Here is a 21,287-nt window from a genome sequence, read left to right as displayed (position 1 = left end):
TATCGGTGGGCAAAAAGCCTGCCCACCCTACAAATTACGCGCTAGCAGCGACCTCTGTATTAGTGCTTTCCTCTGTTTTCCAGGGCGCTTTTATTTGCTTCCAGCAAGGATTATTCAAGGTCATGTCCATATCGCGGGCAAAGATGGCGAAGCCGTCATAGCCGTGATAAGGACCGGAATAATCCCAGGAATGCATCTGCCTGAACGGGAAGCCCATTTTCTGGAAGATGTATTTTTCCTTGACGCCTGAGCCGATCAGGTCGGGTTGCAGCTTTTTGACGAATTCCTCAAATTCATAACCGGTGACATCGTCATAGAGCAAAGTCGCATTGCCCATTTCCTTGATGGTGCGGTCATAGTCGTCATTATGGGCGAACTCGTAGCCGGTGCCGATTACCTTCATGCCGAGATCCTCGTAGGCGCCTATGGTATGGCGCGGGCGCAGACCGCCGACAAACAGCATGACGGTCTTGCCTTCGAGGCGAGGACGGTACTTGGCGATAACCGCCTCATATTCCGCCTTGTATCTTGCGATGACCCGTTCCGCGCCTTCCTTGATCTTGTCGTCAAACAAGGCGGCGATGGCGCGCAGTGATTCGGCGATTTTGGTTGGGCCGAAGAAGTTGTATTCAATCCATGGAATACCGTATTTTTCTTCCATGTGGCGGGTAATATAGTTGACCGAGCGGTAGCAGTGCAGCAGGTTAAGCTTGACCTTGGGGGTCAGTTCCATTTCAGGCAGGGTGCCGTCGCCGGACCATTGCGCAATCACGCGCAGGCCCATTTCTTCCAGCAGAATACGGGAAGACCAGGCATCGCCCCCAATGTTGTAGTCGCCAAGAATAGCCACGTCATAAGGCGTGCCAACAAAGTCATTGTGCTTATTCTCAGCCGGGTCCAGCACCCAGTCGCGAATCGAATCATTGGCAAGGTGATGGCCCAGGGATTGCGATACGCCGCGGAAGCCCTCACAGCGAACCGGCACGACCGGTTTGCCGATTTCCTTGTTGGCTTTTTTGGCAACCGCTTCAATATCATCCCCAATCAAACCGATCGGGCATTCGGACTGAACGGTGATGCCCTTGTTCAGCGGGAATAATTCCTCGATTTCATTCATGATTTTCGCGAGCTTTTTATCGCCTCCGAAAACAATGTCCTTTTCCTGGAAATCGGAGGTGAAATCCATGCCGACAAAAGCGTTAACCCCGGTAATGCCGATGTAGTAGCTGCGCCGTCCCCCGCGGGCATATTGCCCGCAGCCGACCGGGCCGTGCGAGATATGAATCATATCCTTTACCGGGCTCCACACCACGCCGAAGGAACCGGCATAGGCACAGCCCCGGATAGTCATAACGCCAGGCTGTGACTTGCGGTTTGAAGTAATGCATTTATTGGATTTTTCCAAAGATTGATCGTTTACAGCCAAATGCTTGGCGCGATCTTTCCTGGCTTGTTCGGGATAGACTTCAAGCACTTCCTGAATAAGCGCTTCGGTCTCTTCTCTTGTTAGAGCTGCCATGAGTATCTCCTACTTATGCCGTGGGTAATCTCCCACAGACAGGTTTTAGGACAGGAATCCTGTAGAGAAGCAAGATTTTGCGTCTCTACAGGTGTTCATTTATTAAGCCGTTGCTTCCGCGGCAGCTGTTTTGCCAACGATAGATTCATCTATTTCATCGATAATACCGAAATCCATCATTAATTCTTCCAGCTCATCCATCGTGATCGGAGTCGGAATGACGAAGTTCTTGTTATCACGAATCTTCATCGCCAGTTGACGGTATTCCTCAGCCTGTTTTGCTTCCGGTTCGTATTCGATAACCGTCATGCGACGAATTTCAGCGCGCTGCACGACGTTGTCGCGCGGTACGAAATGGATCATTGTCGTGCCGATTTTTTCAGCCAGGGCCGAAATCAATTCATCTTCGCGCGCAGTTTCACGCGAGTTACAGATTAAACCGGCCAGACGCACGCTGCCGGTGTTGGCGTATTTCACAATGCCTTTGGCAATGTTATTGGCCGCATACATCGCCATCATTTCGCCCGAGCAGACGATATAAATTTCCTGCGCCTTGTTTTCACGGATAGGCATGGCGAATCCGCCACACACAACATCACCAAGCACATCATAAAAAACGAAATCCAGTTCATCATCATAAGCGCCTTCTTCCTCAAGAAAGTTGATTGCCGTGATGACGCCGCGGCCCGCACAACCAACGCCGGGCTCAGGACCGCCTGATTCAACGCATTTAATGCCGCGGTAACCGGCTTTCAGTACATCTTCAAGTTCCAGATCTTCAACGCTGCCTGCTTCAGCCGCAAGACTCATAATCGTAGTTTGGGCTTTCGCATGCAGAATTAAACGGGTAGAGTCAGCTTTGGGATCGCAGCCTACGATCATTACATTGTTACCCAGTTCTGCCAGCGCAGAAACCAGATTTTGCGTTGTAGTAGACTTGCCAATTCCACCTTTACCGTATATTGCACATTGACGTAATGCCATGATTTTCTCCTCTTATAGGACGTTGTTGTTAATGACATCAGGAATAGAGCAAGTGCTGTGCCAATTATGTTTTTGCATTTATGCTATTGAATATATTAATTTTTTTTATTGTTTTTCAAGCGTAAGCAGCGTTGTATTTCAAACATTTTGTCAGGTCGCTGTAGGCTTGATAACAGTGTGGTCATTACTATTCGATGGTAGGCAAGCCTTTAAAATACTCAGGCAAGTCAGCTAATCGGTATTTCCTTATAATTTTTTATATACAAATCAGTAGCGCAGGGGGAACAGTCTTTTTTGCCAGTCCCCGGTTTTGTGCTTGCAGTTAGGCAAGCAACAGAAGGATTGTTATAAAAAGAACAAAATATTAGGGGCAACTCACTGAAAATTTAGCCAGGATTTATATAAGCTATTGATAATAATAAAATTAAACTATTTATGCAAATCCGAGGAAAAATGGATTAATTATTGCTTAAGCATAAAGATACACCTACTTAATAATGGAGTTTGCAATGTCTTCTACAGTCTTTTCTGAAATATTAAATGGTTTGTACGAAAACAGGATTGTGCCTTATCTGGGCCCCGGCGTTCTCTTTGATGCTAGCAATAAAGCAACCGGAGCCGCCATGCCGGCAACTGGCGAAAGTCTGATTTTGGCCATGAATAACGGCAAGCCCATGGCGCCTAAATTAATGTATGAGTTTCCTCGCGCTGCCATGAATCTGGAGTTAAAAAGAGGCAGAAATTTTCTGGGCCAGTTTCTCACTAAATTATACGGAGAAACGGAATGGACGCGGGCCTCCGTCCATAATTGGCTGGCGACATGGAAACCCGCTTATGTTATTGATATAAACAGGGATACACAATTGCAGGACAGCTATGCCGATGAAGAGCATACGCTGATTGCAGGGCTCGCAAGAATTTCCGCCAGCCCGTTTCGCTTTAAAATATACCATTTTGATGGCAGTCATTATCTTGAAATACTCCAGGAACAGGTTGACGCCAGCCTGCCCATTTTATTCAAACCCATGGGTACTGCTAAACCGGAAGCAAACTTTATAGCTTCAGATGCTGATTATGTCGATTACATAACCGAGCTGATGGGCGGCTTCGCTATTCCTGATTTTCTTAAAGAGTACCGCAAGGGAAAGCAATACCTGTTTATAGGATTGCCGCTCAACAGGGATTCAGAACGTATGGTGATGAGCGATATTATTTATGGAGCGGCGGAGAAAAAAGGCTGGGTGCTGAACAAAAATCCGACCGATAAGGAACAGCGGTTTTGTAAAAAGCTAGGCCTGGAAATCATTGATGCAGGGGTTGAAGAGCTGCTGAACGCCGTGGAATTCAGCAGTGCGACCGCCGCCTAGTAAGGGTTTGGCTGAGTTTTTACAGGCTGTCCTGCCGCTAATGATCCACGAGGAGCGGGCCATGTCCGCAAAAATATAGTTTAAATTATGACTAACCCGAAACGGCTCTACGAACTGCTGCTGGATTACTGCAGCAGCGATGCGGTTGTCGATAAGCTGATGGTCGGTTTGGTATGGACGCTTTGTCAGAGCAAGGGCGGCGCCGGTTTGGCGATGAGCCCCGGCTTCTCGACCCGCACCCTGCCGTGGTCCGGCACTTTGTCAGGCAAAGCCGTCACCGATCTGGCCGCGTGGATATGGGAATGGGAGCCTTACAAAGCCACGGTGGCGATGGCCGCCATCAACAGCTGCATTAACAGCAGGCCGTTACCCGACTCCGTGGCCCTGGATAACTCTGCAGAGTATGCCAATCTGTCCGTGTTCGAGTATTTCCTGCCGCATCTGCAGAACAAAAACGTAGTGGTAATCGGCCATTATCCCGGCATTGAACGCTATGAAAACGTTATGCAGCTCAGTGTGTTGGAGAAACAGCCGAGCGGAGGGGATTTGCCTGATTCAGCCTGCGAATTTTTACTGCCGAATGCCGACTGGGTGTTTTTAACCGCCAGCTCGATACCCAACAAAACTTTTCCGCGCCTGGCGGAACTGTCGGCCGGCGCCAAAACCGTATTAATGGGCCCGACCGTACCCTGGCTGCCGCAACTGCATGAGTTCGGCATCGATTATCTGGCCGGAGTGGAAGTCACCAATGCTATCGCGCTCTATGATACTGTCGCCCAGGGCGGCGGCGTGAGGATTTTCAACCAGGGCCTGCGCTATCGCATCGCCGAGCTGACATCCTCGACCAGCATGAATTGGCTAAAAAGGCAAATCGCCGATTGCGCTGCCGAGAAAACCCGGCTCACCATTGAAATGGAAAGCTGGTACGCCGCGGGCAACACTAGTCGCTTCCCCGCTTATTCATTGCTGGAGCAGGCCAACACCCGACTGGCGCGGCTGGATAGCAGTTACAAGCCTTTATGGGACAATCACAGCGCTTCTTACCAAAAACCAGTAATCAACCTATGACCCAGCTCAGCACATTCAGCCAGCACCGCCTGCTGCTTTACTATAAGGGCGACATTAGCGCCTTGACGCTGTTTGCCCAGCACGGCAATGGCAGCGTCTGTTTTCCGGAGCCGCTGCCAGTCCTAGCGGAAATTCTTGAAGCAGAACACGCCGAAAGCGGCAAAGTCAGCAGGCATCCGGCAATGCTGGTCAATGTGATCAATCAGCTTTTGCATTTGGACAATGACCTCCTGCGTATCGAGCCGGGATTCAGCGAACACGTCAATAATCCCGGCGGCATTATCACCGTCCATATGGCGCGCTTCATGCTGCTTGACCCGCCGCACAAACTTATGCAAAGCCGGCAGTGCCGGATGAGAACCCTGCCGGAGCTGCGCGGCAGGCCCCAGGTGGAAATGGAGCTGTTGCGCCGCGCCTATGTCAAGGTGATGGAGTCCTGAGGTGTTTGACTTCATGGACATGGAGTACACTGAACCTGTCGCAGCAGCGGGCCCTAATGAGCCCTATATTCCGGAAGCAAGCGAATGCCTTCGCTGCGGCCTCTGCGTCAGCAGCTGCCCGACTTTTCGCCTGTTCCGAATTGACGAAGAAACTCCGCGTCGGCGTCTTCGCAGCATCAGCAAAATTTTGCTCGAAAAGCTGCCGATCAGCGCCGCTGAACGCCGGCATCTGGATAACTGCCTGCAATGCCGGGCCTGCGAGACGGTTTGTCCAGGACGGATGGCCTACGGGCAGTTGTTCGATCAGGCTCAGGCCCAGTTAAAGGCGGCGCCGGATTGGCTGGCAAAACTGGCGTTCAGACTGGTGGAAAACAGGCGCTGGCGAGTACGGTTAATGCCCTGGCTTGCCGTTTATCTGAAGTCGGGTTTGCAAAAACCGTTACGGCGCAGCGGCTTGCTAAAAAAACTGCGGCTTGCCGATGCCGAAGCCCTGCTGGCTAAGCCGGCATTGCAGGCGCTGGCAAGCCGATATCCTGCCCGCGCCGCAACGCGGGGCAGGGTCGCGCTGTTCACGGGCTGCATCGCAGAACATTTCGACCGCGACACCTTGCTGGCAGCGATCAAACTGCTTAACGCCACAGGCTACGAGGTGCTGATACCTCGGCAGCAAAGCTGCTGCGGGGCGATTCACCAGCACAATGGCCAGTCTGCCGCCAGTTTTATCGATACCAATATCAGGGTATTCAACTCGCTGGATGTCGAAGCCGTGCTCCATACCGCCACGGCTTGCGGAGCGATGTTAAGCGCCTATCAAAGCGGCGATGGCGAAGCCACAGAACGGTTCCGGCAACGTTTGGTCGACATCAACGATTTTTTGCTGAAACGCTGGCCGGACGATCTGCAACTGCTTCCCTGCAGCCTGAAAGTCGCAGTCCACGAGCCGTGCAGCCAGCGCAACGTCCTCAAGAATCAGCAAGCTGTGTATGCGCTGCTGCAAAAAATTCCAGACCTGAGCATTGCTGAGCTGGCAGATAACCAAACCTGTTGCGGAGCAGGCGGCAGCTACATGCTGACTCATCCCGACATTGCCGGGCAGTTACTGGCTTTAAAACAGCAAACTATCAGCGCTTCATCAGCGGATTTAGTAGTCAGCAGCAATTTTGCTTGTGCCGTTTATCTCAATGCTCATGGTAGTAAGCTAGAACATCCCTTACGATTACTGGCCCGGCAGTTGCCCGCTGCGTAGATTGTCAGCGCGTCTTTTTGCGCAGTAATTCAACGGAGATCAGCATGGGCTGGTCAGGTTACGCTGCGCTAACCCGACCGGCATACTACCCGATTTTAATCGGTGCTCAGTATATGCTGACTATTAATCCGCAACAGCCAGAATCACCGCAGCGGCCTTGAATACCACAGTGGCCTGCTGGCCTTGGCGCAAGCCCAGGGCTTCGACGCTGTCATTGGTAACAGTGGCGGCAACCTGCTCGCCGCCCTTTAAGGCAATAACGACTTCAGTGCTGACCGCTCCGGATTTAAGCTGGGTTACCATGCCTTGCAGCTGGTTGCGAGCCGACAGCCGGTAGCCGCCAAAATCGGTGATAATAATAATTTGCGGGGCCTTGACCAGGGCAATGACTTCCAGGTCGGTCTTGATTGCCAGCGTTTCGGCGGATTCCCTGGTAATCGCGGCCACGATGGTTTCTCCGCCCTTCAGGCCGATATGAACTTCGGCATTGACCACGCCGATACGCACCTCAGTGACGGTGCCGGTAAATTGATTGCGTGCGCTTGCTTTCATGATAATTCCTGGTTGTTGGTTAATTTAATGTGAATTAATTTAATATTGATGTGCCTTTGATCTGCACATAAACCGGCATGCCCACCTGCAAATCCAGCAAGCGTGCGGATTTTTGGGTGATATGAGCGAGCAGCGGCTGTGTGCCGGCTTGCAGTTTTACTACGCTCTGACCTCTGTGATCATCGGCAATGCCGGTGATAGTTGCCGGCAATACATTCAGGATGCTGGTAGCGGCCGGCGACTCAAGGGCTATGCTAACATCGCGGGCGTAAATTTGCACCCGCAGCGGCGTACCGACCGCGGCATTGATTATCGGCAGGCTGAGCGTGCCGCCGGCAAAAGCGACGCGGGTTAAATGATAATCGGCTTCATGTTCGACAATGGTTACCGGCCAAACCGTGGCGGCCTCTCGGTCTTGCGCCAGCGGCAGCTCGAGGCGGGTTAAAGTATCAGCCGGCAGACCGGATGCAATTTCCCGGCCATCGGCCATAATCACCAGATAATCGGCTAATTGCGCCATTTCCTGTTGGGCGTGAGTGACATACAGCACCGGAATCGCTCTGTGCTGATGCAGACGGCTTAAAAACGGCAGGATTTCCTGCTTGCGCTTGAAATCCAGCGCCGCCAGCGGCTCATCCATCAGCAGGATGTCCGGATTGAGCGCCAGCGCGCGCGCGATGGCGACTCGCTGGCGTTCGCCGCCGGACAAGCGTTCCGGCATGCGCCCCATTAAGTGGCCGATGCCCAGTAGCTCAACAGTTTGTTCGAGGTTGACCGGCTCAGGATTTTGTTTGATCCGCTTCAGCCCGTAATGCAGATTCTCCTGAACGCTTAAATGCGGAAACAGGTTGGCTTCCTGAAACACATAACCGAGCGGCCGCTTATGGGGGGGCAAAAACACCCCGTCTTCGCTGTTCTGCCAAATACTGCCGTTGATTTTCAGAAAACCTTCGGGCGGGCATTGCAGCCCGGCGATGCAGCGCAGCAGAGTAGTCTTGCCGCAACCGGAAGGGCCGAAAAGAACGGTAATGCCGGCGCTGGGCAGTTGTAAGTCGACATCCAGCTTAAAGCCGCCGTAATCGAGCTGGAAGCGGGCCTCGATCCTTGTCATCCAGGTAACTCAATCATTTAAGAGGATGGGCGACAGGTTGGGTTTTCAGCACAGTGTAGAGCACCAGCAGTACGCTAAATGAGAATACCAGCAAACAGCCTGCCAGCCAGTGGGCCTCGCTATATTCCAGGGCTTCCACATGGTTATAGATTTGCACCGATACGACGCGGGTTTTATCAGGAATGTTGCCGCCGACCATCAGCACGACGCCGAATTCGCCGACAGTATGGGCAAAGCCTAAAATAGCGCCAGTCATGAATCCGGGTTTCGCCAGCGGTACGACAATGCTGAAAAACGTATCCAGGGGACCGGCGCGCAAGGTGGCCGCCGCCTCCAAAGGCTGCGCGCCGATGGAGGTGAATGAGGCTTGCAAGGGTTGCACAACAAACGGCATGGAATACAGAACCGAGGCGATTACCAAGCCGGCAAAGGTAAAGGGCAAGCTGCCCAAACCCAGCCAGGTCGTGATTTTTCCAACTGCCCCGGCCGGACCCATCAATACCAGCAAATAGAAGCCCAATACGGTCGGCGGCAGCACCAGCGGCAGCGCCACGACGGCATTAATGATGCCTTTCCAGCCGGAACGTGTCCGCGCCAGCCACCAGGCTAGCGGGGTGCCGAGCAGCAGCATCAACGCTGTGGCGAGGCTGGCCACTTTGAAGGTTAATAACAGGGTTTCGATATCGGCGGGGGTTAGCATAAAAGCCTCATTTACTTTTTGGTAAACCGTAGCCGTATTTTTCGATAATAGCCAATGCTTCCGGCGATTTCAAAAATTGCAGCAGCGCCGAAGCGGCCGGGTTTTTCTCGCCGGTTTTCAGCAGTACAGCATCCTGCAGAATAGGACTATGGAGATTTTCGGGCACAATCCAGCCCGAACCGGTGATGATTTTGCCGTTATCGATGATTTGCGACAGCGCTAAGAAACCAAGTTCGGCGTTGCCGGTGCGTACGAACTGATGAGTTTGGGCGATGTTTTCGCCCTCTACGAACAAGGGCTGTAGTTTTTTCAGTAGCCCCTTGTTTTTCATCACCTCGATTGCCGCCGCGCCGTAAGGGGCCAGTTTCGGGTCGGCCAGGGCCAGATGCTTGAAACCGCCCTTGTCGAGAATTTGTCCCTGCCCATCGACCAAACCTGCTGTCGCGGACCATAAAGCCAACTTACCAACGGCATAGGTGAAGCGGCTGCCGGGCACCGTCAAGCCGGCGTGTTCCAGCTTGAGCGGCTTTTCATTATCGGCCGACAGAAACACTTCAAAAGGCGCACCGCTCTCGAATTGGGCGACAAATTTGCCAGAGGAGCCTAACGACAGTTTGGCGCTGTGGCCAGTGGCTTTCTTAAAAGCCCCAGAGATTTCTGCCATCGGTTGGCCAAAGTTGGCGGCGACCGCTACCAGAGTCGTTTCGGCGAGTGCGATCGCGCTGAACGAGACCAGAAACAAAGTCAGAAAAATGCTCTTCGAAAACAGATTCAAAGTCAGCAGGAGGCTCTTTAAACAATTAAATGACATGGGTTATCTCCAAAATAAAAAGGCTGTTGAGCGGGCGATCCTCTTCCCTCCTGCCAGCGAGAGTCGGCTTTAAATAAAGCGTCAAAGCGTCAAAGCGTCGCAAGGCCGACACGATACTAAAATCGAAACAAACTCTGCACGTAGAAATAATCAAGATCCTTGGCATCGGGCGCATAGGCTGCGCGTTTGGCGAATTCGCCCTTGAACAGATGCGCCCAGCCAGTTTCCAGATTCAGGCTGCTGTTGACGTCCCAGCGCGTGGACACCTCCAGTTGCTGACCGACATAATTATCGGTATTACCGGTTTTGTCGCGGAGATTTGCGGTAGTCCAGGCATCTTTGTCTTGCGCCAGCCAGAAAAACCGGTGGCTTAAGAAGGCTTGCACGTCCGGGTGCGGCTTAATGCCGATCCGATAGCCCGGCGAGTTGATGTTGCTGCGGGCAAACGTCCCATAGATGCCGGTAGGTCCATATTGAAAACGGCGCGCGCCAAACAGGGTATCGAAACGTTGATCCTTGCCGTCGTTCGGATCGTGATCGCCGCTGGCATAGTCGTATTCGAGCGACAGGCGCGGTGTCCAGGGCAGATTGAAGGTATAGCTGGCATTGAAACCCTGATACCAGGCCTGATGCTCTAAGTCTCTACCGTCGGAGGCTTTTTTACTGGAGCGCACCGTGCCGATCTGGCCGATGGCTTCCAGTTCGAAATCGAACTGCTCTTTGGCGGGCTTGCGGTAAACCCGCAAGCCGGGCGTGAAATAACGGCGATTACTGGTGGGGTTGCGGTTCCGGTCGCCTTCATCCAGATGGTACAAATACAGTTCGGCGTTAGTTTTCCAGGGTAAATCGAAGATTTCCAGAAAACCGCCGGAGAACCAGGTCTGGTATTCCGGTTCGTCAAAACTGTGGAAATGGTCAAGCAGCTGCGCCGAATTATTAGGATAACGGCCGACCGGCATGGTGATGAAAGCGTTGAACTGCCAGTTGCCGTAATCGAGAAGCCGTAGCCGCAAACCGTCAAAACTGTTGATGGCATTGCGGAAGGCGTTGCGGGCCACCAGGCGGCGGCTGCCTAAATTCAGGGTCTGCCGGCCAGCGACGACTTCCGCCCCCAAGCCGTTGTAAGCGACGTTCTGATCGGCCCAGGCCAGATAGCCCTGGATAAAATCGGCTTCATCGACATGGGTATTGTTGATGCCGGAGCCTTGATCCGCGCCGAATTGCCGCGCATCCAGGAATTCGCCGCCCGCGCGCCAGCGGCCGAAGCGTGCTTCCAGCGACAGGTCGATCTGCATGGGAATTTGCTGGTCGCCGCCTTTTCCGTTGGCTTTGAAACTGCCGTCCAGGGTTTCATAGCGAGTGCGTTGCTCCAGCGACACCGACAGCCAGTCCGGCAAGTTCAGAGCATTGTGCAGATTCCAGACCGGCTTCTCATATTTACCGGAACCCAACAAGGCATCGCGCATTTGGCTGGAAAATGAGGAGAAAGGCGGCTTTGCATAGTTCTTCTTCGCTTCTGCTGCCTGAGCATTATTACTGTTCACCATGTACAAGTCTCCAGCCGCGATCAGGTTCAGGGAATAGCTAATAATAGCTCCTGCAAGGCGTTTTCTTTCCATTCTCAATGCTCAGTAATTTTAATTGACAGGCGCAACTGCATGGTTTTATCGGATAGCCGAATATGATGCGCAGTTCATAATTAATAAGTCGGGAATATGGCACAGCCTCAGTATAATACGTTATATATAAATGTAAATAACGATATTGAAAAATTATTGTTGCTGAGAAATAATGCTATTCAGTTAAAGGTCTGGTAGCCTATCAACTGATAATTACCAATAAAGGCGCTTCAATTTAATACGGGCATCGTTAGCGGTAAATCGCCAGTTGACTGATTTATCGACTTGGTTTCGGCATTTTCAACCCTTCACGAAGAGGTGCAACATAACGCGGCTTCATTTGAAATGTCCTCAATTGATTGAGGTAATCTCGTAAAATATCATTATAGCCTCCTCATTTATCTCATAGGGAAACGAGTAGTCTGGCCCGATGCAAAATGACCCTGACAATTGCTTAAATCACGTTCATGACAGGAAGGTAACTCATGAGCATAAATGAGCTCTTACGTGGCAATTACAGCCATTTTTGACAAGTGGCCCTATACAAGCACTGTTTATTAAGGAGAAACCAAACTAGAAATAATGCCTTTTTCAGGATATCTCAGAAACGTCTTTTACCTGAAGAACCGTACAGTGATCAGTCTATTTTTGTTATGCCTTGCCCCAGGGGGCACCTTCTCACTATAAAAACCCTGCTAATTTATCTGAAAATATGAAGTGTATTGATTTGGCTCATAGTTATGACAGCGCTATCTTGTATTGGCCCAATAACAAGAAGGGGGTGGAACACATTAACTATTTAATAAAAAGACAGCCTGTTCATAGGAAGCTATAAAATACAATATACTGGGCTGAAATTGCTACGGCATGGGGTGAGTACTTGATTATAATTCGCTCATCCCTGACCATTCGATGCGGATTAAGGAAGGCTTTTCTGGGAGGGAAAAGTGGAATGACTACAAGCGGGGGTCATTGGCGCCATTAACTCCTGGTATAGCTCTTGTATGGCTGGACGTCTCCCTTTAGGATAGAGGCACACTATTCTGCCAGCAACGGTTGGGCAGCCGCTGTCATGGGTGATCGATTAAGTCTGGGGGTAGCAAGGTTTTTTAAATTAGATAACAAAATGAAATGTTTGTTTGGCCGTTATAAATTACTTGAGTTTTGCAAATAGACCTTGGTGCTATGGACATTTACCTTCATTTTTAGAGAAAGGGCAAATGGAACAGCCTCTTCTAAAGACTATGACAGCGATGTGTTTATTGAAACCATTCAGGGCTTAAGCTGTTGAGGCGGTGATTCCGCCTTACAGGCACGGTAAACAATCCCGTAGCTGTGACGGGTTTATTTATAAGCAGCGCCGTTTGAGTGTTTGCTTTTCAATAAAAGCAAACACTGCCGTCAAATTTAATCCCGGTTCAAGAAACTGGCCCGGAATTATTCCACTCGTGTGCATGTTGTCTCGGCTTTGATTTGGCTATTGGCTACGCTGAAATGTCAACAGAAGCTAGAGAAGCTGGGAATTTTAAGCGTTCTTACCTTAGTTTCTCAAACTCTTTGAAATTAAATTAGCTAAATGAGATTGTTTACTATACTCAATTCAGCTTATTTTAGAAGATAAATTCTTGACGACACTTAATTTATTTAAAATAGGACGGCTGGATTTATAGTGCGCAACTGATCTAATCCATGATTCGTGCTTTCACCTGCTTATTAAAGAGAAACATTATGTATTACAAGAGACACAGCATTAAAACAAGCCTGTATATTTTTTCGACAGTTATAGGAATAATAGGCTTTTTTCTGGCCCTGCAGATAGGAAATGCGAAGGCTGCAACATTCGAGCTCTTAAAAAGCTCATCCTCCAGCCGAAGCAATGCAGTGCCCTTAGCAAATGCCTCTGTGGCAGGCAATATCTACGCCTTTGTTTCACCTGAAACGGGAATTTCCAAGGTCAGTTTTTATCTCAATAACCTAATGATGGGGGGGGGGCCACGGCAAGTGGAAAATTTTGGCCCGTGGGATTTTGCAGGCGGCTCAACGACAGCCGCTAACCCGTCTAACACCCACGCATTTGCTAACGGAAGCAATACTATTAGCGCCAGGATTACCTTGACCAGCGGCGGCACTCAAGTAATTAATACTCCTTTTACAGTGAATAACGGGACTACAACGCCAGTCCCTTCATCCGATTGGGGAACATATTTAAAACCCTTCGCTGCAAACTCTCCGTGGAACAGTCGGCCCGTTGCGCCTGTTTTTGGTCAGTTTGTCATACCCACTTCATCGTATTTTCCCAGTGTTGCAGAAGGGGCGTATTCAACCGGTATATTCTTAAGCACGGCAACCGATGCAGCTGTAACCGTAAAAGGCCTTCCTGGTACTAAAGGTTTGTGGAATCCCGACGATGAAACCTATCACGACGTCAAGATTCCCCGCTGGCCCTCAATTGTAAAAGCGGCTACAGGAAATGATGGACATGCGGATATCGTCGATCCTGTCAGTGGTATTATGCATTCCTTTTGGCAGCTCAAATACCAGGATGGCCAGTGGGTTGCCGCACAATATGCCTGGTCGCGAATTGATGGTAGAGGCTGGGGTGATCCCGCCCATTATTTCCAGGGGGCGCGCGCTGCCGGAGTACCTACCGGGGCAGGTTTGATGCGAAAACATGAAATCGCAGATGACGATGTCCTTTACCGTCACGCCCTGGCAATGTCGCTTACCTATAATGGATTGTCTCCGAAGCCAGCCTATATTTTTCCGGCAACTGCAGCGGATTCAAGTGCCAGCCAAAATACCGGCATAGTTCCTGAAGGCGCGCTGATGATGCTACCGACATCCTTCAATACCCAACAGATCAGTAGTTTAGCGTTACGCAAGGTAGCAGAAACCCTGAAAGTTTATGGCGCTTATGTCGTCGATCGTAACTACGGAACACCTTTTGTTATTTATGTAGAAAATGGTTCAGGCTTTAATTTGCATAACGGGGGTTGGGATACTAAGGTGGCGTCGGAACTGGATTTGATCAGAAAGTCGCTTCGGCAGGTAGTGGCAGTGAGTGGGTGGCTGGATGGCAATGGCCAGACTTCTAGTCTGTCCAGGAATTTCAATTTACTGTCGATGCGCGGGCCATGGCAGCTTCAATGGGGGTCAACGGTAGCCGGCGTTTATGATAGCTGGGCTCAGGCAGTAGTTTTTCCTAAAACCTTAACTCCGTCAGTTCAAGTAAATTGGAACGTAGGGGTGAACAGAGTCTATTGGGCCATTCCAAACGCTGGCACGGCTTATCAGTTGACGGCTCAAACACAGGGCGGCGGCAAGCTTAGGCTAAAGGTTTTGGATAAAGACAAAAAGACGGCCTATGATAGCGGCGAACTTGAGAATGGCGAAACCGTAGCTTTTGACTGGCCAGCCCAAAGCGCCAATGTAGTTGTTTATGCTATTAGTGGCGTAGGGGAGTCCTCTCTGGTTCGGGGCAAGCTGATAAAGCTTGAACAGTAGCGCGTTAATTCTTCCTTGAGCGTTTCTGCCTTTAAATTACGAGAGAGTTTAATCCTTTTGCTCTATGTCTTTTAATAAACGATTTTGTTCAGAGTCTTCCATCAATTCCCTGAATTTATTGACTGCCTCAATAAACAGGTGCTTCTGGTTGATATCAGGCAGATGATTTTGTCCACACTGTTCCAGAGCGTTAATAACATAGGCAATAGTCAGTATGTTAATATCGACGGCAGGCTGGTAAACCTCATCATCGGCCTGATTTTTAAGCTCGACAATAATATGACTGGCTATCAGGTTTGATAGAAGGGGCTGAATAAGGGCTATCGGTATAACCAGTCTTGCCGCTATTTCGGCTGCGGTTAATGGATTATTCACGTGCATGAAATTCTTGATAATCAGATGGGTTATTTGTAAGGCGATGATCTTTTTCAGGGAAAAGCTTAAGTCAGAAAAGCGGATATTGCTACGGTAAATCTCATAATTCTGGTGAAAAAAAGCGATTTCACACCCAAACAGAACAATCATCCAGCCAATTTGCAACCAGACGACAAATAAGGGCAACGCTGCAAAACTGCCGTAAATTGCATTATAATTTGACACGCCAATCTGCAGGCTTAGATAAGCCCACTGCGCCAGTTGATACATAATGCCGGTAACAATGCCGGCAATGATGCCGGTCCTGTAATTAATTTTATGGTTGGGCATAAAAATAAACGTAAAGGCGAATAGGCCGGACATAAGCACTAAAGGTAACAAGCCCAGCGCTCTAATGACCAGCCAAGTGCCAGCTTTCGGTAATTGAATAAGGGTTATTAGCCAGGTTATCTGTGTATTCAGGAATACGGTAATACTGCTCGAAGTTATTAATATTACCGGCGCCAGCAACATTACCGATAAATAATCGCTAAATTTCCGGCTTATTGATCTTGCTTTGTCTATTTTCCAAATGTAGTTAAAAGATTCTTCTATATTGCCAATCACCTGGATAATGGTCCAGAACAGGATAACAATGCCGATTCCGGCAACGACCCCCCCTTTAGTGCTTTCCAGCAGGTTGTGGGCAAAGCTGATGAGCTGCAATACCATCGTTTCCTGGGCCGGTACTTGTTCGATTAAGCGTTGCTGCAGCATTTTTTCAAACCCGAACCCTGTGGCGATCCCAAACAGCATGGCGATGACAGGCACTATCGACAATAGGCTGTAAAGAGTTAAAGCGGACGCCCTTAACGGACACAGATCGTCCGTGAAGCCCTGAACAGACAAGATAACAATTTTTGACGACTTGATGAATGTCGCTTTGACTTGTGAAAGCCCTTGCTCGTGTAACCGCCATATATCTTCTTTAATAAAACGGATTATGTTGAGTCTCATAGGCTGATTTTATGCTTTTGAATCAAGGTTAATAAATCAAGGTTGATTATTGTTGAGCAGCTCAGCTAATGTAAAAACTTGTTGCCATTGCATAAAAGCGCAAGAATTGGCCGCAAGGCATGATGCCATTTTCCTCACGCTTTCGATGAAAGGAGCCCTATAGTCCAGGCGAGCAGTAAGATAGGTCACAATGAGTCATTATGCGTACCACACCAGCGGCTGTTCAATAGCTGGATTTCGCTCTGCGCTACTCCGGTTTCATTTTACTGAATTCTGATCAGTTCCTTGCCACCGCTGGAAAAGCGGCACTTGCCTACGGCAAAGTTATTGCAGTCGCCCCCTTCCTCAATTTTTGCGCCGTTCGGACTAAGCTGGATTTTTAGCTCGCAGAAACTTGCGTCAGTTTCAGAATGTTTTTTCATCACCAACTCGTTTTCACCTGCGCTTTTGGCTTTACCGGAAATCTCCGCCGAACAATGGTCAGGGCCTGCTTTATTGGCGGGAGATTCAAAATCTACATCGGCGCTGACCATGATCTCGTCGTTAAGGGTGGTGATTTTCAAGTGCCGGACATGATTATCATCGCGCAGGGTATAGTGATCGGTAGCGGCGAACAGCGAACTGGAAATCAATAGCGCAATAGCCAGAAAGAAAAAATTTTTCATAATGTTACCTCTCTTTTTAGTTGAACTTGATTAACATAAGGGAACCCGAAAAGTGATATTTATGCCGCATATTAACTTGACTGTACCTGTCTCAACCCAAAGATATTGTATCCAATCCTCATCCAAAGCGATAAAACCGGTTAAAAATTACCTGCAGCTAGCGATATTTTGTTTATAGTTCAATGACCTTGTTAAATTTATATACTAACTAGTTTCCGCTATTGGAAACCCGCCGTTTAAGGTAACTGTTCTGCGCATCTTGGTAATAAGGCATCTCATAAAAAACGCTTGATTTTAGCCCTTGCAGCGGTGCTGAACAGTTACTCGTTAACAACCTACTGAATATCAATGCCGTTCATACATTGCTATAAATATCAGACAATTGATGTCAAGTTTGAGTTCATGGACAAAATTCAGGCGAAATTCAAACTGTAGTGACCTGAATCAACTGATTCGCTGTCTGGCTGCCAGCCGGTTTACTATTCAGCAATATGATTTCTGGCGCGCAAGAATCGGTAGCCGTTACTAACAACGCCTATTCTTTGCCGCTATAATCTGGCCTTCGCCTTGATTATAACTCCTACTAATCAATGACCGATTTGTCGTTATATTCGGCAGATTCAAATAAACACATGGGATATAATAAAATTGTAAATGATCCATTTCCCTGACCTGGATGGACTGTTGAATACAGTTTTAGCGTGACCATCTAGCCCTGATTTTAATACTCGCCCATAGCTGCTGTCCGATGGCTGACACTTTAATTTTCTCTCCTCAAGTTCCGCAAAGAAAAGATCAAACGATTATCTGGACTGGCCTGAGCGGCTGCGGAGATTCGCTGGCGCTGGCTTCAGCCATTAAAAATGAAGCGCGCCTGTTTGTTATCGTTACGCCCGATAACCAGACGGCTTTGCGGCTTGAGCATGAGTTGTCGTTCTTTTTGCAAAACGAGCATCCCATCCTGCATTTTCCCGATTGGGAAACCCTGCCTTACGATGTTTTCTCGCCGCTGCCGGAAATTATTTCAGAACGCCTGCGAACCCTGGCGTTACTGCCGCAGGTGAAACGGGGCGCGCTGGTGGTGCCGGTAACCACTTTAATGCACCGGCTGGCGCCGCGCGAGCATGTCCTGGCCAACAGCTTCGCAGTTAAAACCGGCGATGATTTTAATCTGGAGCTGAACAGGCTCAAGCTGGAAAGCGTCGGCTACCAGTGCGTGCCTCAAGTCTATCAGCATGGGGAATTTGCTGTCAGGGGCTCGATTGTGGATCTGTTTCCTATGGGCAGCAAAGTGCCTTTTCGCATTGAATTATTCGATGATGAGGTTGAGTCTATTCGAACCTTTGAACCGGAAACGCAGCGGTCGCAGGATATCTGTGAACGGATTGAGTTATTTCCGGCGCGGGAATTTCCGTTTACGGATGAATCTATTAAACATTTCAGGCAGGCGTTCAGGGACAATTTTCCTGAAACTTCGCCAAAGAACCCTCTATACCATGATGTCACTAAAGGCATCACGCCGGGCGGTATTGAATATTATCTGCCGCTGTTTGTGGAGCGCACCGCGACCTTGTTTGATTATTTGCCGCCTTCGGCGGTCCTGGTAACTTCGGAAGCTTTCATCTCCACTTCACAGGCTTTTTATACCGAAGCCGAGGATCGTTTTCAGCAAAGAAAATACGATGTTGACCGGCCGTTGCTGAACCCGCACTTATTATTTTTATCGGCTGATGAGTTATTGCAAAGAACCACTCCATTTGCCCGCATTACGCTTGAAAATGCAAAGACCATTACTAGCCGGGGCAGCGATTTCAACTGCCTTCCTCTGCCTGATTTGACTGTCGATGCCAAACTGAAAAATCCGGCGCACAAGCTGCAACAGTTTATCGGTGAATTTCAAGGAAAAATCCTGTTTACCGCCGAATCCGCCGGGCACAGGGAAGGCCTGATTGAAAAATTAACGCAGCACAAAATTTCAATCAAACAGCTTGACAACTGGCAACAGTTCCTGAAATCCGAACTATCGCCCTGCATCCTTGCCGCTCCTATGGATCAGGGTTTATGGCTGGAAAATCCTGCTATCGCGATTATCCCTGAAAGCCTGCTTTCAGGAGAAAAGGTTCAGCAGCGGCGCAGGCGGCGCAAGTCCGGCATGCGTGAGCTGGAAAATATGGTCAATAATCTCAATGAATTGACGATAGGAGCGCCTGTCGTGCATCAGGAGCACGGCGTGGGCCGATACCTGGGTTTGCAGACATTAAAGTTCGGCGGCATAGCGGCTGAATTCCTGGCCCTGGAATACGCCAATAACGACAAGCTTTATGTGCCGGTTTCATCATTGCATGTAATAGGGCGTTATACGGGCATGAGCCCTGAAAATGCGCCGCTGCATAAACTGGGCGGCGATCAGTGGAGCAAGGCCAAGAAAAAAGCCATGGAGCGGATCAGGGATGTGGCTGCGGAACTGCTGGAAATCCATGCCAAACGGGCGCTTAAAAAAGGTCATGCCTTTACTATTGCAGATAGCGATTACCAGGCTTTTGCCGATGCGTTTCCGTTTGAAGAAACGCCTGACCAACAGGCCGCGATTGAAGTGATACTCGAAGATATGGCCAGCCCCCAGCCCATGGACCGGGTGATCTGCGGCGATGTCGGTTTCGGCAAGACCGAAGTATCCATGCGCGCGGCCTTTATTGCCGTGCAAAGCGGCAAACAGGTGGCGATACTGGTGCCGACAACCTTGCTGGCGCAGCAGCATTACCAGAATTTCCGCGACCGCTTTGCCGACTGGCCGGTGCGCATCGAAGTGACTTCGCGTTTTATCTCGCCCAGGCAGCAAAAGGCGATTGCTACTGACCTCGAGCAGGGCAAAATCGATATTGTTATCGGCACCCATAAATTATTGTCCCCGGAGATTAAATACAAAGCGCTGGGGCTGGTGATTATTGATGAAGAACACCGTTTCGGCGTGCGGCAAAAGGAACATTTCAAAAAATTGCGCAACGAGCTGGACATGCTGACCCTGACCGCGACGCCCATTCCCCGCACCTTGAATATGGCGATGTCCGGCTTACGGGACATTTCCATCATCGCCAGCCCGCCCCCTAATCGCCACGCCATTAAAACCTTTATCAGCGAATGGGTGGACGCGCAGATCAGGGAAGCCTGTCTGCGTGAAATCAAGCGCGGCGGACAGGTGTTCTTTTTGCACAACGATGTTAAATCCATGGAAAAAATGGCGCAGGAACTTGGCAAGCTGGTGCCGGAAGCGCGCCTTGAAATGGCGCACGGCCAAATGCCGGAACGCGAGCTGGAACGCATTATGCTGGATTTTTATCACCAGCGTTTCAACCTGTTGCTGTGTTCCACCATTATTGAAAGCGGCATCGACATTCCCAGCGCCAATACCATCGTCATCAATCGCGCCGACAAACTGGGACTCGCGCAATTGCATCAATTGCGCGGCCGGGTAGGGCGTTCTCATCACCGGGCTTATGCCTATTTTATCGTGCCGCCGAAAACGTTAATGAGCAGCGACGCCGTTAAACGGCTGGAAGCTGTCGAAGCTTCCGGCGATCTGGGCGCGGGGTTTATGCTGTCGTCGCATGACATGGAAATTCGCGGCGCCGGTGAACTGTTGGGCGATGAGCAAAGCGGGCAGATTCAGGAAATCGGGTTTACCTTGTATACCGAATTGCTGGAGCGCGCCGTCAATGCCTTAAAATCAGGCAAACAGCCGGAACTCGAAACGCCTATGGATAAAGGGCCGGAAGTCGATCTGCAAACGCCGGCCCTGATTCCGGAAAACTATCTGCCCGATATACACGCCCGTCTGGTGCTGTACAAACGCATAGCCAGCGCTGAAACCCAGGACGATTTACGCGAATTGCAGATAGAAATGATCGACCGTTTCGGCTTATTGCCGGAGCCGGTCAAAACCCTGTTCAGCATTACCGAATTAAAACAGCAGGCCGAAAAACTGGGCGTCAGGAAAATAGAGGCCGGCCTCGCTGGCGGGCGCATAGTCTTTACAGCCGAACCTGAAGTCAATACGGAACAGTTGATTTCATTGATCCAGACTCAGGCGCAGTGTTATAAATTCGATGGCGCCGACAAGCTGAGATTTATAAGGCCGTTTGAATCAACGGAACAGAAGCTGGAGTTTATCAGGGAATTGCTGGAAAAATTAACTTTAGAACCGGCATAGCCGGCTAAAAAAAACAGCTTTTAATTTTTTGCTGATTAGTTCTACTTTGTCAGATTAACCGAAGCTCGTCATATCCGCCGGGAAGCGGATATCCAGTTGCCATGGAAGGGAGCATGCTTACCT

Annotated in this window: 15 protein-coding genes; 6 read left to right on the top strand and 9 right to left on the bottom strand. The window is 49.8% G+C overall.

The window, feature by feature from the left end; all coding sequences use genetic code 11:
• Positions 1–34: 34 nt before the first annotated feature.
• Together nifD and nifH are read right to left on the bottom strand one after the other, a co-directional pair.
• Positions 35–1,519: a nitrogenase molybdenum-iron protein alpha chain gene (nifD, locus tag HUX64_RS04535; protein WP_174625050.1), complete on the bottom strand. Its 1,485-nt coding sequence runs from the start codon at positions 1,517–1,519 to the stop codon at positions 35–37.
• Positions 1,520–1,621: 102 nt separating this feature from the next.
• Positions 1,622–2,503, bottom strand: a complete 882-nt coding sequence (nifH, locus tag HUX64_RS04530; RefSeq protein WP_174625049.1) for a nitrogenase iron protein — start codon at positions 2,501–2,503, stop codon at positions 1,622–1,624.
• A 509-nt stretch (positions 2,504–3,012) separates the two neighbouring features.
• Between nifH and HUX64_RS04525 the strand changes: the two genes are divergently transcribed.
• The 4 genes from HUX64_RS04525 (at position 3,013) to HUX64_RS04510 (ending at position 6,624) form a co-directional block, all read left to right on the top strand.
• Complete coding sequence (locus tag HUX64_RS04525) at positions 3,013–3,870, top strand: SIR2 family protein (RefSeq protein ID WP_174625048.1); 858 nt, start codon at positions 3,013–3,015, stop codon at positions 3,868–3,870.
• An 87-nt stretch (positions 3,871–3,957) separates the two neighbouring features.
• The gene (locus tag HUX64_RS04520) at positions 3,958–4,938 is read left to right on the top strand and encodes a DUF364 domain-containing protein (protein ID WP_174625047.1); all 981 of its coding nucleotides are present in this window, start codon (positions 3,958–3,960) and stop codon (positions 4,936–4,938) included.
• Positions 4,935–5,378, top strand: a complete 444-nt coding sequence (locus tag HUX64_RS04515; protein ID WP_174625046.1) for a hypothetical protein — start codon at positions 4,935–4,937, stop codon at positions 5,376–5,378. The genes HUX64_RS04520 and HUX64_RS04515 overlap by 4 nt, the downstream gene beginning before the upstream one ends.
• A gap of 1 nt (position 5,379) precedes the next feature.
• Entirely contained in the window at positions 5,380–6,624 is a 1,245-nt protein-coding gene (locus HUX64_RS04510) for a (Fe-S)-binding protein (protein WP_174625045.1), read from the top strand.
• A 123-nt stretch (positions 6,625–6,747) separates the two neighbouring features.
• Here HUX64_RS04510 and HUX64_RS04505 read toward each other — a convergent pair whose 3' ends face one another.
• From HUX64_RS04505 to HUX64_RS04485, 5 genes are all read right to left on the bottom strand, one after another.
• Positions 6,748–7,176: a TOBE domain-containing protein gene (locus HUX64_RS04505; RefSeq protein WP_174625044.1), complete on the bottom strand. Its 429-nt coding sequence runs from the start codon at positions 7,174–7,176 to the stop codon at positions 6,748–6,750.
• 34 nt (positions 7,177–7,210) lie between these two features.
• Positions 7,211–8,287, bottom strand: a complete 1,077-nt coding sequence (gene modC, locus HUX64_RS04500) for a molybdenum ABC transporter ATP-binding protein (protein ID WP_174625043.1) — start codon at positions 8,285–8,287, stop codon at positions 7,211–7,213.
• 13 nt (positions 8,288–8,300) lie between these two features.
• A complete protein-coding gene (modB, locus tag HUX64_RS04495; protein WP_174625042.1) occupies positions 8,301–8,987 on the bottom strand; it encodes a molybdate ABC transporter permease subunit in 687 nt (228 codons plus the stop codon).
• Between the two features lie 7 nt (positions 8,988–8,994).
• On the bottom strand, positions 8,995–9,762 hold the full coding sequence (gene modA, locus HUX64_RS04490; RefSeq protein ID WP_343034378.1) for a molybdate ABC transporter substrate-binding protein: 768 nt from the start codon (positions 9,760–9,762) through the stop codon (positions 8,995–8,997).
• A 152-nt stretch (positions 9,763–9,914) separates the two neighbouring features.
• Complete coding sequence (locus tag HUX64_RS04485; RefSeq protein ID WP_174625040.1) at positions 9,915–11,417, bottom strand: alginate export family protein; 1,503 nt, start codon at positions 11,415–11,417, stop codon at positions 9,915–9,917.
• A gap of 1,728 nt (positions 11,418–13,145) precedes the next feature.
• Here HUX64_RS04485 and HUX64_RS04480 point away from each other — a divergent pair.
• The gene (locus tag HUX64_RS04480; protein WP_217426426.1) at positions 13,146–14,921 is read left to right on the top strand and encodes a hypothetical protein; all 1,776 of its coding nucleotides are present in this window, start codon (positions 13,146–13,148) and stop codon (positions 14,919–14,921) included.
• Between the two features lie 48 nt (positions 14,922–14,969).
• Here the strand turns inward: HUX64_RS04480 and HUX64_RS04475 are convergent, their stop codons facing one another.
• Together HUX64_RS04475 and HUX64_RS04470 are read right to left on the bottom strand one after the other, a co-directional pair.
• Positions 14,970–16,292, bottom strand: a complete 1,323-nt coding sequence (locus HUX64_RS04475; RefSeq protein ID WP_174625039.1) for a YihY/virulence factor BrkB family protein — start codon at positions 16,290–16,292, stop codon at positions 14,970–14,972.
• A gap of 263 nt (positions 16,293–16,555) precedes the next feature.
• Positions 16,556–16,957 carry a hypothetical protein gene (locus tag HUX64_RS04470; protein ID WP_174625038.1) on the bottom strand — a complete coding sequence of 134 codons (402 nt, stop codon included), beginning with the start codon at positions 16,955–16,957 and terminating at the stop codon, positions 16,556–16,558.
• Between the two features lie 748 nt (positions 16,958–17,705).
• On the opposite strand from HUX64_RS04470, the gene mfd reads away from it, so the two are divergent.
• Positions 17,706–21,164, top strand: coding sequence for a transcription-repair coupling factor (gene mfd, locus HUX64_RS04465; protein ID WP_174625037.1), 3,459 nt, complete (start codon positions 17,706–17,708; stop codon positions 21,162–21,164).
• Positions 21,165–21,287: the final 123 nt, after the last annotated feature.

It is taken from the genome of Candidatus Methylobacter favarea, from assembly GCF_902806695.1.
GTDB lineage: Bacteria > Pseudomonadota > Gammaproteobacteria > Methylococcales > Methylomonadaceae > Methylobacter_B > Methylobacter_B favarea.
The sequence above is the reverse complement of the archived record's forward strand: the minus strand, read 5'-3'. Positions and strand labels throughout refer to the sequence as shown.